This window comes from Pseudomonas sp. NPDC096917, assembly GCF_044762555.1.
Taxonomy (GTDB): Bacteria; Pseudomonadota; Gammaproteobacteria; order Pseudomonadales; family Pseudomonadaceae; genus Aquipseudomonas.
Window position 1 is genome coordinate 425,500 of sequence record NZ_JBIWEO010000001.1, and the last position, 15,006, is coordinate 440,505.

12 protein-coding genes are annotated in these 15,006 nt (G+C 55.4%); 7 read left to right on the forward strand and 5 right to left on the reverse strand.

Features of this window, described 5'->3' with window-relative positions:
- The 5 genes from rpsF to dnaB all read left to right on the forward strand — a co-directional run.
- On the forward strand, nt 1-321 hold a 321-nt coding region (rpsF, locus tag ACIQYF_RS01885; protein ID WP_402855998.1), incomplete at its 5' end, for a 30S ribosomal protein S6.
- Nucleotides 322-349: 28 nt separating this feature from the next.
- A complete protein-coding gene (gene rpsR, locus ACIQYF_RS01890) occupies nt 350-580 on the forward strand; it encodes a 30S ribosomal protein S18 (protein WP_003171373.1) in 231 nt (76 codons plus the stop codon).
- 36 nt (nt 581-616) lie between these two features.
- Nucleotides 617-1,513: a hypothetical protein gene (locus ACIQYF_RS01895; protein WP_322235557.1), complete on the forward strand. Its 897-nt coding sequence runs from the start codon at nt 617-619 to the stop codon at nt 1,511-1,513.
- 19 nt (nt 1,514-1,532) lie between these two features.
- Entirely contained in the window at nt 1,533-1,979 is a 447-nt protein-coding gene (gene rplI, locus ACIQYF_RS01900; RefSeq protein WP_003439047.1) for a 50S ribosomal protein L9, read from the forward strand.
- A 134-nt stretch (nt 1,980-2,113) separates the two neighbouring features.
- Nucleotides 2,114-3,508, forward strand: a complete 1,395-nt coding sequence (dnaB, locus tag ACIQYF_RS01905; protein WP_402856003.1) for a replicative DNA helicase — start codon at nt 2,114-2,116, stop codon at nt 3,506-3,508.
- Here dnaB and ACIQYF_RS01910 read toward each other — a convergent pair.
- Nucleotides 3,505-7,650: a dermonecrotic toxin domain-containing protein gene (locus ACIQYF_RS01910; protein WP_402856006.1), complete on the reverse strand. Its 4,146-nt coding sequence runs from the start codon at nt 7,648-7,650 to the stop codon at nt 3,505-3,507. The genes dnaB and ACIQYF_RS01910 overlap by 4 nt on opposite strands.
- Before the next feature lie 236 nt (nt 7,651-7,886).
- On the opposite strand from ACIQYF_RS01910, the gene ACIQYF_RS01915 reads away from it, so the two are divergent.
- The gene (locus ACIQYF_RS01915) at nt 7,887-10,193 is read left to right on the forward strand and encodes a YgiQ family radical SAM protein (protein WP_402856196.1); all 2,307 of its coding nucleotides are present in this window, start codon (nt 7,887-7,889) and stop codon (nt 10,191-10,193) included.
- Nucleotides 10,194-10,538: 345 nt separating this feature from the next.
- On the opposite strand, the gene ACIQYF_RS01920 is transcribed toward ACIQYF_RS01915, so the two are convergent.
- The gene (locus ACIQYF_RS01920) at nt 10,539-10,733 is read right to left on the reverse strand and encodes a hypothetical protein (protein ID WP_402856009.1); all 195 of its coding nucleotides are present in this window, start codon (nt 10,731-10,733) and stop codon (nt 10,539-10,541) included.
- 318 nt (nt 10,734-11,051) lie between these two features.
- On the opposite strand from ACIQYF_RS01920, the gene azu reads away from it, so the two are divergent.
- Nucleotides 11,052-11,498 (forward strand): azurin, encoded by a 447-nt coding sequence (gene azu / locus ACIQYF_RS01925; protein WP_019408319.1) that lies wholly within the window; start codon nt 11,052-11,054, stop codon nt 11,496-11,498.
- A 66-nt stretch (nt 11,499-11,564) separates the two neighbouring features.
- Here the strand turns inward: azu and ACIQYF_RS01930 are convergent, their stop codons facing one another.
- The 3 genes from ACIQYF_RS01930 to pncB all read right to left on the reverse strand — a co-directional run bounded on the left by ACIQYF_RS01930 (nt 11,565) and on the right by pncB (nt 14,858).
- Nucleotides 11,565-12,587: a DUF1338 domain-containing protein gene (locus tag ACIQYF_RS01930; RefSeq protein WP_402856013.1), complete on the reverse strand. Its 1,023-nt coding sequence runs from the start codon at nt 12,585-12,587 to the stop codon at nt 11,565-11,567.
- Nucleotides 12,588-12,812: 225 nt separating this feature from the next.
- Nucleotides 12,813-13,640 carry an ammonia-dependent NAD(+) synthetase gene (nadE, locus tag ACIQYF_RS01935; protein WP_402856016.1) on the reverse strand — a complete coding sequence of 276 codons (828 nt, stop codon included), beginning with the start codon at nt 13,638-13,640 and terminating at the stop codon, nt 12,813-12,815.
- Between the two features lie 3 nt (nt 13,641-13,643).
- On the reverse strand, nt 13,644-14,858 hold the full coding sequence (pncB, locus tag ACIQYF_RS01940) for a nicotinate phosphoribosyltransferase (protein ID WP_402856019.1): 1,215 nt from the start codon (nt 14,856-14,858) through the stop codon (nt 13,644-13,646).
- Nucleotides 14,859-15,006 lie beyond the last annotated feature (148 nt).

A 15,006-nucleotide genomic window follows, 5' to 3' on the forward strand; every position in this document is an offset into this window, starting at 1 on the left:
ATCCACCGTCTGGAAGATTGGGGCCGTCGTCAACTGGCCTACGCAATCAACAATGTTCACAAGGCTCAATACGTGATGCTGAACGGTGAGTGCACTGGCAAAGCCCTGGCTGAGCTGGAAGACAACTTCCGTTACAACGATGCTGTGATCCGTAACCTGGTCATCCGTCGCGACGAAGCCGTAACTGGCCAGTCCGAGATGCTCAAGGCTGAAGAGAACCGCAGTGAGCGCCGTGAGCGTCGTGACCGTCCTGAGCATTCTGACAGCGCCGATGGCGATGACAGCGATAACAGCGACGCCAGCGATAACGCTGACGAGTAATCCACGGACCTTTTGAGGAGCCAATTACATGGCACGTTTCTTCCGTCGTCGTAAATTCTGCCGCTTCACTGCAGAAGAAGTGAAAGAGATCGATTACAAAGATCTCAACACTCTGAAAGCTTACGTATCCGAGACCGGCAAAATTGTTCCAAGCCGCATCACCGGTACTAAAGCTCGTTATCAGCGTCAGCTGGCCACCGCTATCAAGCGCGCCCGCTTCCTGGCCCTGCTGGCCTACACCGACAGCCACGGCCGCTGAGACCGGGCAGTCGACAGGTAGTAAAGGATTGAATGCATGCGTGCCCTAGCTGAGTTCATCATGCGAGGCCGTGTGCAGGCCGCGTTAATCGTGGCCGGATGTGCGGCATTGCCGTTTTTGTTCTGGTTGAGTGCTGCTGCAGGGTGCCTTGTGCTCCTGCGGCGCGGTCCGAGAGATGCCTTGAGCATCCTCTCATGGGCTTTACTGCCGGCCTTGGTCTGGTGGTTTATGGGCGAACCGCGCACCTTGATGGTGCTGCTGGGAACCCTGGGATTGGCGATGATGTTACGCGCCGGTCAGCCTTGGTATCGCGTGCTGCTGGTCAGCGTAGCGTTGGGTGTGGTGTATGGCGTGATCCTGGGTACGGTTTTCCGCGAACCCATTGGTGCGATGGCGCAGGAGTTGGAAAAACTTCTGCCGCAGGTCCTCAATGGTCTCTACGACAAGTTATCTGACGTAGAGCGAGCGCGCCTTGGAGCACTGATTGCACCCGTCCTCACCGGTTTGATTGCAGCTTTGATGCAGGTCGTCAGCGTGCTAAGCCTGATACTTGGGCGTTATTGGCAAGCGCTGTTGTACAACCCGGGTGGTTTTGCCAGCGAATTTCGCAGCATCCGCCTACCGCTAGGTCCAGCGTTACTGTTGCTGGCGTGCATGCTTGTAGGACCGAACTTTGGTCCACAAATGGCCATGCTTACGCCGTTGTGCAGCGTAGCGTTGTTCTTCGCCGGGCTGGCCCTGATACACGGGCTGGTGGCACAAAAGCGACTGGCCAAGTTTTGGCTGGTGGGGTTGTACGTCACGCTGTTGCTGTTTATGCAGCTGATCTATCCGTTGCTCGTGGTCTTGGCCATTGTCGACAGCCTGATTGATTTTCGCGGACGTCTGGCGCCGAAAGACGCTGATAAGGGCTCTGCGGACGGTGAAGGTTAAAAGTTAAGAGGATTTTCACATGCAACTGATCCTTCTGGAAAAAGTCGCAAACCTGGGCAACCTGGGCGACAAAGTAAATGTTAAGGCCGGTTACGGTCGTAACTACCTGCTGCCGTACGGCAAAGCTACCGCTGCAACCGCTGCCAACCTGGCTGCGTTTGAAGAGCGTCGCGCTGAGCTGGAACAAGCAGCAGCTGACAAGAAAGCTTCGGCTGAAACACGCGCTGCCCAACTGGCTGAGCTGGAAGTGACTATCACTGCCACCGCTGGTGACGAAGGCAAGCTGTTCGGTTCGATCGGCACCCACGACATCGCTGATGCACTGACCGCCTCTGGCGTTGAAGTTGCAAAAAGCGAAGTTCGTCTGCCGAACGGCACTATCCGCAACGTTGGCGAATTCGACGTGGCTGTGCACCTGCACGCCGAAGTTGAAGCAACCGTACGCGTTGTTGTGGTAGCTGCTTAAGCAGTCTTAACTGACTGGCACCTTGTGTGCTGGACGGTTAACATCGGGCACGATCCTGTTTACAGGTCGTGCCCTTTGTCTTTGTGCAGTACCCGATTTTCAAATTCCTGCTTTTCCTGAACAACCAAGTGGCCATGAACGATATCTCCGCTCCTGAGCAATACGACCTGCAAACCGCTGCCCTGAAGGTGCCGCCGCACTCCATCGAGGCCGAACAGGCCGTGCTCGGTGGTTTGATGCTGGACAACAACGCCTGGGAACGCGTGCTGGATCAGGTATCGGACGGTGATTTCTATCGACATGACCACCGCCTGATTTTCCGTGCCATCGCCAAGTTGGCAGACCAGAACTCCCCGATTGACGTCGTGACCCTTGCCGAGCAATTGGACAAGGAAGGTCAGACTTCGCAAGTCGGTGGTCTGGGCTACCTCGGCGAACTGGCCAAAAACACGCCGTCGGTCGCCAACATCAAGGCGTATGCGCAGATCGTGCGTCAGCGTGCGACCTTGCGCCAGCTCATCGGCATCAGCACCGAGATCGCCGACAGCGCGTTCAACCCCGAAGGGCGCAGTGCTGAAGAGATTCTCGACGAAGCTGAGCGGCAGATCTTTGCGATTGCCGAGGCCCGGCCAAAAACCGGCGGCCCGGTCAGCGTCAACGACCTGTTGACCAAAGCTATCGACCGCATCGACACCCTGTTCAACACCGACAACGCCATCACTGGCCTGTCCACCGGCTACACCGACCTGGATGGCATGACCAGCGGCTTGCAGCCTGCGGACTTGATCATCGTCGCCGGTCGTCCATCGATGGGTAAAACCACCTTTGCGATGAACCTGGTGGAAAACGCGGTGTTGCGCAGTGAAAAAGCGGTACTGGTTTACTCGCTGGAGATGCCAGGTGAATCGCTGATCATGCGTATGTTGTCGTCGCTGGGGCGCATCGACCAGACCAAGGTCCGTGCCGGTCGCCTCGAGGATGACGATTGGCCACGTCTGACCTCGGCGGTCAACCTGCTCAACGACCGCAAGCTGTTCATCGATGACACCGCGGGCATCAGCCCTTCGGAAATGCGCGCCCGTACCCGCCGTCTGGTGCGTGAGCACGGCGACATCGGCCTGATCATGATCGACTACCTGCAATTGATGCAGATCCCGGGCTCGGGCGGTGATAACCGCACCAACGAAATTTCCGAGATCTCGCGTTCCTTGAAAGCCCTGGCCAAGGAATTCAATTGCCCGGTAGTGGCGCTCTCGCAGCTCAACCGCTCCCTTGAGCAACGCCCGAACAAACGCCCGATCAACTCCGACTTGCGTGAATCCGGAGCCATCGAGCAGGACGCCGACGTCATCATGTTCGTTTACCGGGACGAGGTGTATCACCCCGAGACCGAGCACAAAGGCATTGCCGAAATCATCATCGGCAAGCAGCGTAACGGCCCCATCGGGACCGCACGTCTGGCGTTTATCGGCAAATACACGCGCTTCGAAAACCTGGCGCCGGGTAGTTACAACTTCGACGATGACTAAGGCTTCGGCACGCTTGATGAACTGCTCGCGACAGGTGCTCCAAATAGCTTTCTAACGGATGATTCCGGGTAGCAATAATTCCAGCGCAATTCTGCACCGGCTTCGATCTGCTCGCTGGCAAACAAGATACTCAAGCTCATTCGTTTCCAGGGGGCATTGCCTTTCTGGACGTCCACGTCAAAAGGTGCACTCTCGACGTTATAACCCGACCTGGCTTGTCTGACAGGTCGTCCGTCTTCGTATTCAAAAATCGTATTGATACGTGAGGTGATGTTGTCACCCGACAACATCACCTCACGGGTCATCATCGAGGGGAGCCCTGGCGCGTCATCTTTGGGCAAGTTTTTTGCCATTACATCCATTAAATAAGGGTCTTTACGAAAGGTCGCAACCGGGGTTGGTAGCAACTCGCCGCCATAGACGCCCAGAATCTCACCTTTTTGAATGACCCTGCGGCTAATGACCGTGGATTCTCCAATCAAGCTCGACTCTTGAGGGAACTTTTGATGTTCTGCTGTGAAAGGGACCACTTCCATCTTTTCGTCGTACAGACGCGCTACTTCTTCATAACCTTCCCATTTGATATAGGGCAAGACTAGATCTTTATGGATTGTTGTTTCTGTGGTGTGAGACTTTGCCATCGCTTGAATGAACTTGATACGTAACGATTGACCGTCTACATCTCGCAGTGGGTAACGCCCATTGTTGCCGCGATCGTATTGGTGCCGATAATTCTGGCTGTGTTGATAGCCCGCTCTGGAGTGCATTTTCTCAAGTTCCTGCTGTGTATAAGGAGCAGGGTGCGAGGCATCTTCGCCCGTTTGGTAAGAGCTTTCAGAAGGTAGTGAGCGGGGGAACTCTTCGGCAGAGACCATTGAAGCGAAATCAGTTCCTGAGCTGTGCTCCGAGACACTTGCTTGAGCCTTTGCCGGCGAATATCGCGAATCAACGTCAGCTTCTACACTATTGCGCCTGGGGGGGGAATCAGGCATTCCGCCAAAAAGCGCCCCAATATTTGGATCAATACGCCATTCGCCTTGTGCGTTTTTGCTCACGTAGGGCTTGTATGCCCTGAACGGGCTGCGAGCATCCACCAGTTGCCATCCCACTGGGTTCCTCTTGACTTGATAATAGCGGGCGTTTTGCAGCACGTAGTAGCGGTTTTCTCCGCCACTCGACGGCACGCTTTCATAAATACCGTCGTTACGCAGTGTGTTCATCACCGGGCGTATGTGTTCTGCAAAAAGAGGATCGATGGGCTGCAAAGGTTTGGGTGGGATTTTAACCTCGTTAAGTTTTCCTCTGGCCGTTGGGGCAGAGTTCGCCAGTAACGCGATGCTGAGTTCGCGTGCAGCTTGCTTAACTGAAGCCGTGTTGGTGCGGGAGGCAATAACTTGGCGTTGTGTGCCGGAGAGCGTGTGTTCAACGGCGCTGAACAGGTCAGTCGGTTCACTTAGGCGTACACCTGCCGAAGAAAATACACCGTATAGTTCACCTTCGCGCGTAAGGGTATACAGCGTTCCAGCATTGCCAGGCCCGGCACGGCCAAGAAGATCTCCATGGAATGTCTGGTCCCGGATTTCTATGCAGTGAGAGGCGGGCCAGCCAGGAAGCTGTTCGAGCGTGAACAGCGTCATGCTCAAGCTTTGAGGTGTGCTGACCGAATCCAGGTAAAGACCTTCGCGAATCCGCAGTGTCTCGGATTGCCGAATATAGTGGTCGGCTTCCCAGCGTTGTTCTGACGTCAGGCTTTGTTCCAGTAACAATCGGCTCTTTTCATGTTCACCGAGCACGGCTGACATCTCTTCCAGCTGGCTTTTTGTGAGCAGTGGGATTATTTCGCTCAGTTGTTTCTCGACTGGTGTGACCGGTTTTTCGCTGTATTCACATAACCAGGTGAATATCCGTTGTTTGTGAAGCGCTGCCTCTTCACTTAACCGAGACGCCAGTCTTGAGACGTTGTTGAAGTATCGCCTGGCTTCGTACGGTATTGAGTCTGTTTGTGCCAATGTCTCAAACACACTCGCAGGCATTTTCTGTTCAAGTGCCTGCAACAGCTGACCTTTCCTGAATTGTTCTTCACTAATCAAGATATCCGTGCCCTGCGCCCCAAAGCTCATCACGGTGTTTTGCTTGTGGTCGACAATTTTCAGCACGGTATTTGCGGGCCAATCGGGCAGCGAGCCCAGCAGATGGAATTGGATGAGCGGTGAGTAAGCAGACACCGTTATGCCTTCGGCACGAGTCATAGTGAATTGATTGATTTCTTGTTCAAAGTTGAAATGTTTTAGCGTGTCTCGCAGTTGAGGTGGGGGGCGAATCAGGTCCTCATGCACTTGACGCAGTTGCTTGATGTTTACACTGCTGATTTTAAGAAGGGGGTCGAAGGCAGGTTGATCAATACTTAAGGCCTCGGGGCCCAACCGGGTTATGAGTGTTGCATCATCCCAGTTCTTGACAGCCTCATGCGCGTGCCGCCACGCCCCCACGCCATTGGTGAGTAGAGGGGGGGTGAATGCCGTGTCATGGACAGGATGTTCTACATGCCACTGCTGTGTTTGCGGATCCTGTTTAACCTCATGCAGCGTATCCTTGTGTAGTTTCAAATAGTGCCGTTGGTTGTATTCATAGAGTCCTTGCGCGTTTACAGGCAAACCTTCGGGCAACTCATGAAGGCTACGGTAAGGCGTCAAATCTGGACTCCACAACCGCCATGCCTGATTCTTGAGCTGCACTTTCACCAGTTTAGCTGTGAAGCCAGCGGTCTTTATGGCGCCTTCGGTGGCCAGCCCTAGAGCGACCGTATCCATGACATCCAGCAACTCTTTTAGCGCTTGATCGCTATCGCCTCGGCTCCAGGCAGCAAAGCCGTGGTAAACACTGCTAATCAGCTGTAGCCCTGTCACAGTCAACAGTACTTCGCCCACAACCGGAATGAACGATGCAGCGAAAAGTAATAGGGAAGTTCCGATTTCTTTATAGCGCAGCAGGCGTGCCTCGCGACCTCGCAAGTCTGCCTCTGCAGTAGGTACAACCAGCACACGAGCATCACTTTTGATGTGGTTAATACGGTGTTCAGCGATGTCATGGAAAATATTGCCCGTGATAGGCGTGCGGCTGATCGGTTGATCTACTTTGGCGGGCAAAAAGGGGGGGGTGGGCCCTCCAGGCCGTGAATCAATTCGTGCGGGGGTGACGGTGATCAGGTGGCCACGATAACGCAAGGGGACGAATCGGTTAAAAAAATTTAGGTAGTGAGCGTTGCGCAAGCGCACGGCCAGCTCGTCCTTGAGTACGTCCATTGAGGTATGTGTGCGAAATATCGCCACTGGATCGTGGGGGGTATAAAGGATCTGGTTTTTGTCGAGCTGACGGTCCCGGATTACCAGAATTCCGGGCAGCGTGACGTCGTCAATGGTCAGATGATTACAGATTAAATCCGCATGCTGTCCTTCGCGCTGCAGGTTAAATAATTGCTGGTACTGTGCATTACTGATTTCGCCTTTGAGGAGCGCCAAATGCAAGGCGCTCTCAAAGCTGCTTTGTTCATATGCTCTTAAAACCTCACGCGGATTGGGCGAAGCCTGTAAGGCGCCCGCGGCAAGAGGAGGATCGAAAAATTCATTCAGATGTCGCTGATAGTGGCTGCCTAAATCAATATGGCGGCAAAATTGAGCAAAAACAATCGGCGTGGTTTGGGCTCGCACACGCCCGGTAGCCGTCGGCAGAAACAGACCCGAACCCTCCTCAATGCCACCACTTTCTGCTTCCGAGGGCTCAAAATTTTGCAGGGCCGCTTCGAATAATGATTGTTCAGTTGTTCGGTCATGGGTGCTGTACAGCCCGAGCAGGTGCTGATTGCGCCATTCGCGAACAAAAAGTGTTTTCTCGGCGTCAAGCCCTCTTAAATATCTTCTAAGGGCTTCTCTGAAAAGCGGGCGGACGAAGGTCTCAGGATTTTGCACTCGCGCTAATAATTCATTGAGGTCATGCCGCGATTGATTGTTTCTGATCAGACTACTACGCAGTTCTGCGAGTACGATCGGGCTGGCACTTGTTGCCCAGCCGGGTAAGCATGTCTTTATAAAGTCGGCGTGGGGGGATACAGGATGCAGCCCGGATGTCGAGCGAGACGGGGTCATGGTTTTAGCCTGGGGTCATGAGTGTTGCACTGAGGTTACCCACGCTTTTTCTAATAAACGTTCAGCTATGTAGGCCCGTTAAATTGGCTAATCGTGTATGTGCCCCCCCCTGAGCCCGGGCTGTAATAAAGCCGACCATTGCCGTCGGAATTGGTTATTTTTTGTGCTATATTCCGCGCCCGCGAATTTCTTGTGAAATGACGCGCTCCTTTTTGCACTCAACACCGGTCATCGACATGCAAGCAGCCAAGCCTTTATTTGACTATCCGAAGTACTGGGCCGAATGTTTCGGACCAGCGCCATTCCTGCCGATGAGCAGGGAGGAGATGGATCAGCTTGGCTGGGATTCATGCGACATCATCATCGTGACCGGTGATGCTTACGTCGATCATCCTTCGTTCGGCATGGCCATCATTGGTCGTTTGCTGGAGTCCCAGGGGTTTCGCGTAGGCATCATTGCCCAGCCTGACTGGCAATCCAAAGACGACTTCATGAAGCTGGGCGAGCCGAACCTGTTCTTCGGCGTCGCTGCCGGCAACATGGACTCGATGATCAACCGCTACACGGCTGACAAAAAGATCCGTTCTGATGACGCCTACACCCCCGGTGGCATGGCTGGCAAACGTCCGGACCGCGCAAGCCTGGTTTATAGCCAGCGCTGTAAAGAAGCCTACAAGCATGTGCCGATCGTACTCGGCGGCATTGAAGCCTCCTTGCGTCGCATCGCGCACTACGATTACTGGCAAGACCGCGTACGCAACTCGATCCTGATCGACGCCTGCGCCGACATTCTGTTGTACGGCAACGCCGAGCGCGCGATTGTTGAAGTCGCCCAGCGCCTGTCGTACGGCCACAAGATCGAAGACATTACCGACGTTCGCGGCACCGCGTTCATCCGTCGTGATACACCAAAAGACTGGTACGAAGTCGATTCCACGCGTATCGACCGTCCGGGCAAGATCGACAAGATCATCAACCCGTACGTGAACACCCAAGACACTCAGGCGTGTGCCATCGAGCAAGAAAAAGGCCCGGTTGAAGACCCGAACGAAGCCAAGGTTGTGCAAATTCTGGCCAGCCCGCGTATGACTCGTGACAAGACGGTTATCCGTCTGCCATCGGTTGAGAAGGTGCGTAACGACTCGGTTCTGTATGCCCACGCCAACCGCGTGCTGCACCTTGAAACCAACCCGGGTAACGCCCGCGCCCTGGTGCAAAAGCACGGCGAAGTGGACGTGTGGTTCAACCCGCCACCGATCCCGATGACCACTGAAGAAATGGACTACGTGTTTGGCATGCCTTACGCGCGCGTTCCGCATCCTGCGTACGGCAAGGAAAAAATTCCGGCCTACGACATGATCCGCTTCTCGGTGAATATCATGCGTGGCTGCTTTGGTGGTTGCACCTTCTGCTCGATCACCGAGCACGAAGGCCGCATCATCCAGAACCGTTCCGAAGAGTCGATCATTCGCGAAATCGAAGAGATCCGCGACAAAGTGCCAGGTTTTACCGGCGTCATTTCCGACCTCGGCGGCCCGACCGCGAACATGTACCGCATCGCCTGCAAAACGCCGGAAATCGAATCCGCGTGCCGCAAGCCATCGTGCGTGTTCCCTGGCATTTGCCCGAACCTGAATACTGACCACTCGTCGCTGATTCAGCTGTACCGCAGCGCGCGTGCCTTGCCGGGTGTGAAAAAAATCCTGATCGCCTCCGGCCTGCGTTATGACCTCGCGGTCGAGTCGCCGGAGTATGTGAAAGAGCTGGTGACCCACCACGTGGGCGGTTACCTCAAGATCGCCCCGGAACACACCGAGGAAGGTCCGCTCAACCAGATGATGAAGCCGGGCATTGGCAGCTATGACAAGTTCAAGCGCATGTTCGAGAAGTACACCAAGGAAGCAGGCAAAGAGCAGTACCTGATCCCGTACTTCATTGCCGCTCACCCTGGCACCAAAGACGAAGACATGATGAACCTTGCGCTGTGGCTCAAGGGGAATGGCTTCCGTGCTGACCAGGTGCAGGCGTTCTACCCGTCGCCAATGGCCACCGCCACCGCAATGTACCACTCGGGCAAAAACCCGTTGCGCAAGGTCACGTACAAGAGCGACTCGGTGGTGATCGTCAAGAGCGAAGAGCAGCGTCGTCTGCACAAGGCGTTCTTGCGCTACCACGACCCCAAAGGCTGGCCGATGCTGCGTGAAGCGCTGACCCGCATGGGCCGTGCTGACCTGATCGGTTCGGGCAAAGACCAACTGATTCCGCTGCATCAGCCAGCGACTGACAGCTACCAGAGTGCGCGCCGTAAAAACTCGACACCTGCAGGCAGTCACAAGGTTGGGGGTGAGAAAACCACCAAAATCCTGACCCAGCACACTGGCCTGCCGCCGCGTGCCAGCGATGGCGGCAACCCGTGGGACAAGCGCGAGCAGGCCAAGGCCGCTGCGTTTGCCCGTAACAAGCAGGCTGCCAAAGAGCGTCAGGAAGCCGCCAAAGGCGGTAAAGGCAAAAAGCCGACCCGCAAACCGGTAGTGCCGCGCTAAAACAACCGATCACCTCAATCCTGTGGGAGCCAGCTTGCCGGCGATAGTCTCCGCGCGCTGTCTAAGGCAGGTCGCGGTGTCTGCATCGCTGGCAAGCCAGCTCACACGGAGATCGGTGAGGGCAAAACCAACGCCAGCCTTCGGGCTGGCGTTGTGCATTCTGGCCCACTGAGAGCCCTCCCACGCGCAGGCAGGTTATTTCGCATCAGCCAGTAGGGGGTAGAAGGTTAAAAGCGTCTGAGGGCGTTATAAGGGGGGTAGGACTGCTGCGAGGATCAACAGCCGGGCTGCTGATCCTGATCACAGATCCTGTGGGCCGGGTTGTGGATAACCGGGCCGAGGGCGTTACTCTTTTGGTGCTTGTTCTTCTGTTACGCCGGTGTCGTCTTCGGCGACTTCATGTTCTGCGTCGACTTCCTGATCCTGTTCTACGGTACCGCCTTCAGCTGCTGCTTTCTTGCGCGCGAGCTTTTCCTCTTTCTTCTGCTCTTTAGCCAAGTCTCTTTGACGCTTAGCGAAGTTATAGTTTGGTTTGGCCATGGGCGATCCTCTGGGGGTCGAAGGTGAGGTTAAGCGGCGCGTATTCTGCCCTGTATTAGTGCTTAGCCGTTAGCTGGGTTTTTGCAAGGTGGCTGTTTGTGTTGAGAACTCGACTCTACACCGGTCAAAAAGAGCGATGTGGAATAAATCTCAGAAAGCAAAGGAAAGGCCTAAGGTTGCTGGCCCTGTGTTCGTTTGCCTGATAGAAGGTCATCACAAAAACGTCATAACGTGACGTGGATCATTGGAACTGCGACGGTTTTCATGCATCCTGTATACAAATAATGGATTTTTTGTACCCTACCTTGGAGAAAACCCATGTTTGCCAAAGTTGTTGCGGTATCCCTTTTGACTCTGGCCAGTGGCCAATTGCTTGCTGCAGAGTGCAAGGTCACTGTCGACTCGACTGACCAAATGTCGTTCGACACCAAAGCTATCGAGATCGACAAGTCCTGTAAAACGTTCACCGTAGAACTGAAGCACTCGGGCAGCTTGCCAAAAAACGTGATGGGCCATAACTGGGTACTGAGCAAAGAAGCTGACATGCAGCCGATTGCCACTGATGGCCTCAGCGCTGGCATCGACAAGAGCTACCTCAAAGACGGCGACACGCGCATCATCGCGCACACCAAGGTCATTGGTGCTGGCGAGACCGACTCTGTGACCTTCGATGTTTCCAAGCTCAAAGCTGATGAGAAATATGGCTTCTTCTGCTCGTTCCCGGGCCATATCTCGATGATGAAAGGCACTGTCACCCTTAAATAAACGTCTGAGGTGCTGACTCAACAGCCCTGACGAGCCTTGCGCCGTCAGGGCTGTTGACGTTCAGGGTCAGGCTTTTGAGTCCGTCATCTTGAAAATTCCCTGGGCGTTACTGCTGTCGAAGTTAAGATCAATTCGCCCGTTGTCCGGGTCGACCTTGCGCTGAATAAACTCCACGAACGAACCGGGTACCTGATGTTCGCGGCTTTGGCCTTGGGCATCGATCAACTCACGGGTGACGGTGCAGGCGCGATAAGCGGTCTGCATGACCCGTCCCGAGGCCGAAACTTCAATGCTGTCTTTCATTGGCCGTTGCAAATCGCGCTGCTGGGCGACGCACACCTCCAGATCCTGCACGCGGTCTGTCAGGTGATTAAAGCTATTGCCCTCGGTGGCAATCCAGGCCATTTCCGCGCTTTCGTTGAGCAGGCACTGGTAGTCTGCGTCGTGTACCACACCATGCTGGCGGCCAAAGGCCCGATGCAACACTGGCAACAGGCTGCGGGCTTCGTCCAGGCTGCAATGGCGGGTGAGGCTCAGACGATTGAGCAGGCTCAGGTGTTCGGGTTGTAGCGGGTCGAGGCTGGAGCTGACCACGCGACTGACCGCTTGCTGAAACACCTCGCTAAAACGCCCCGGATGTAGTTCCGAGACAAAGAACTGCGCAATATCTTCCGGCAAATCCATCTGGCGATAGCCCCAGCCCGTCATATTCAGCTTGGTCAGCGGATAGGTTCTGACATCGGTAAAGCCCAGCGGCTCCAGCAAGCGTGAAAAAGCCTGACGCCCGCGCGGCAGTTGGCCGTTGTTGGGCCAGTCCACCGTGCGAATCGCTCCGTGGTCAAACACCACCTTGCGCCCTTGCCGGGCTTGTTCTTCGACATAGCGTCGGCCGTCCGGCACGGCATTCACGAGCGTATGAAACAGACACAGATTCAGCGCTTGCGCGAGCCACACGCGATGCAGCGCCTGTTCGCTCCAGTTAAAACGCTGTAAAGCTTCTGGCACCTCGACATGCTCACGTAACCAATGAGCTGTTGGCTGATCGAGTGCAGACTCGACCAGAGAGAACAAACCATCAAAAGAAGACATGGGGCAGGGCTCTGGCGATGAAATAGGCGTCTATCAAAGACCTTGAGAGGAGGAGCGACAAGCGAAAAAAAATGCGGGGTTCATTCCGTTATTTCATGTGCAAAAAACGCTGTAGTCGCTGCCGCAGACTGCGATCGAGCCTGCTGGGGGCGCTTTTTTCAAGAGCGAAGGTCCAGCGGCCCTTATCGCAGCCTGCGGCAGCGACTACAAAGATTGCGTCACGCATCAAGGTGCGAACGGCATCTCACGCTTGTGGTGGGTTTTTTCATACGTGCTGCGAATGATGTTGAACGCCTCTTCACTCACCGGTTCGCCATGCAAGAATGCATCAATCTCGGCATAGGTCACACCGTGCGACGCTTCATCAGGTTTGCCCGGCGCCAGGTCTTCGAGGTCCGCCGTCGGGACTTTCTCGACCAGCGACTCGGGTGCACCAAAATACCGCGCAATAGCTCGAACCTGGTTCTTCACCAACCCGCTGAGCGGTGCCAGATCGCAAGCACCATCGCCGAACTTGGTGAAAAAGCCCATCACCGCTTCTGCCGCATGGTCGGTACCGATCACCAGCCCGCCCGTCGCGCCAGCGATGGTGTATTGCGCCACCATGCGCATGCGCGCCTTGGTGTTGCCCAATACGAAATCCACAGTCGCAGGTGGCTTGCCTTCGAACGCTGTGACCTCGCCAGCCAGTGCTTTGACCGCCGGGCCGATGTTCACGGTTTGGCGCTCATCCGGCTTGATAAAGTCGACCGCCGCAGTGGCATCGACTTCATCGTGCTGCACGCCGTAAGGCAGGCGCACAGCGATAAAACGGTAGTCCTTATCGCCGGTTTGCTCGCGCAACTGCTCAACGGCCCGCTGAGCCATCAGCCCTGCGGTCAACGAGTCGACGCCGCCGCTGATGCCCAGTACCAGGGTCTTGAGCCTGGCGTTGTGCAGGCAGCACTGAATAAAGGTAATACGCCGTGCAACCTCGGCCTCAAGGGCGTCGGTGTCTTTGAACGGCGGTTGGACCTTGAGCTCTTCAGCAATCTGACGCTGTACGGCCTGCATGATTCACTCCTTGGAGGATTGTTCAGGAATATGGAAAACGTGGCGCAAGTAGGCGGCGAAATTCGGATCGGAGCAATGAGTCTTGCCGGGTTCATCCGAGATCTTGGCCACTGGCGAGCCATTACAGGCGGTCATTTTAAGCACGATGCTCATCGGCTCAACACCCGGAATGTCACAGGTCAAGTTAGTCCCGATGCCAAAGCTGACATTGATCCTGCCGCGCAACGCACGGAAAATCTCCAGTGCACGGGGCAAGGTCAGGCTGTCGGAAAACACTAAGGTCTTGCTCATCGGATCAATGCCCAGCCGGTGGTAGTGCGCGATGCATTTTTCGGCCCACACGACCGGGTCGCCCGAGTCGTGGCGCAAGCCGTCAAACAGCTTGGCAAAATACAGATCAAAATCAGCCAGAAAGGCATCAGTGGTGATGCAATCGGTCAGGGCAATACCCAGTAGGCCGCGGTATTCACGCACCCAGCAATCGAGTGCGGCGCTCTGGCTGTCGATCAGTCGTGGGCCCAGTTGCTGATGCGCCATGATCCATTCGTGGGCCATGGTGCCCAGCGGTTTCATGTCCAGTTCACGGGACAGATTGACGTTGCTGGTGCCGACAAAGCGGCCAGGGAAGTCATGCTTGAGCACCGTGACCACTTCTTCTTGCACACGGTACGAAAACCGGCGACGCGTGCCGAAATCGGCCACTTGCAACTCGGACAGTTCGTCATCGCTGGCATTGGCCTGTAGCCAGTCGAACTTGCGATACAACTGCTCACGGGCCTGTGACAGCACGGTGCCCGCATAGCGTGAGCGGTTGCGCACCTCACTGACAATTGACAGCATCGGCACTTCAAACAGAATCACATGCAGCCACGGCCCGCGCAGACGGATAAACAGCTCGCCGTTTTCGATCCCGGTGTGCACGTAGCGCATGTTGAAGCGAAACAGCCCCAGAAAGCGGATGAAGTCGGGCTTCATAAAGGTGATCCGCTCCAGAAAGCCGAGCTGATCTTGCGTCATGCTCAATTCGGCCAGCCGTTCGATCTGGTGACGAATCTCGTTCAGGTAAGGACGCAAGTCCTCACTGTTACGGCAGCGGAACTCCCATTCGACTTCAACGTTGGGGTAGTTGTGCAGCACCGCCTGCATCATGGTCAACTTGTAGAAGTCGGTGTCGAGCAGGTTCTGCACGATGCGATCGGCAAACACACTCTCGCTCATAACGGCAATCTCCATGCTGTGCGTGTCTTGATTGCCACGGCGTTCAGCTTTTTTCAATGAAACGGGAACAGACGCTAGTGGCTCATATCCGCAGGCTCTTTTGCCACCGGTTTTTGTCCCGTTGCTGCAATCCCCTTTCTGGAGCCCG

Coding starts and splice junctions, on each gene's coding strand:
- rpsR (WP_003171373.1), top strand. CDS start 350: ATGGCACGTTTCTTCCGTCGTCGTAAATTCTGCCGCTTCACTGCAGAA.
- pncB (WP_402856019.1), bottom strand. CDS start 14,858: ATGAGCGAGAGTGTGTTTGCCGATCGCATCGTGCAGAACCTGCTCGAC.
- nadE (WP_402856016.1), bottom strand. CDS start 13,640: ATGCAGGCCGTACAGCGTCAGATTGCTGAAGAGCTCAAGGTCCAACCG.
- ACIQYF_RS01930 (WP_402856013.1), bottom strand. CDS start 12,587: ATGTCTTCTTTTGATGGTTTGTTCTCTCTGGTCGAGTCTGCACTCGAT.
- dnaB (WP_402856003.1), top strand. CDS start 2,114: ATGAACGATATCTCCGCTCCTGAGCAATACGACCTGCAAACCGCTGCC.
- rplI (WP_003439047.1), top strand. CDS start 1,533: ATGCAACTGATCCTTCTGGAAAAAGTCGCAAACCTGGGCAACCTGGGC.
- ACIQYF_RS01920 (WP_402856009.1), bottom strand. CDS start 10,733: ATGGCCAAACCAAACTATAACTTCGCTAAGCGTCAAAGAGACTTGGCT.
- ACIQYF_RS01915 (WP_402856196.1), top strand. CDS start 7,887: ATGCAAGCAGCCAAGCCTTTATTTGACTATCCGAAGTACTGGGCCGAA.
- ACIQYF_RS01910 (WP_402856006.1), bottom strand. CDS start 7,650: ATGACCCCGTCTCGCTCGACATCCGGGCTGCATCCTGTATCCCCCCAC.
- azu (WP_019408319.1), top strand. CDS start 11,052: ATGTTTGCCAAAGTTGTTGCGGTATCCCTTTTGACTCTGGCCAGTGGC.
- ACIQYF_RS01895 (WP_322235557.1), top strand. CDS start 617: ATGCGTGCCCTAGCTGAGTTCATCATGCGAGGCCGTGTGCAGGCCGCG.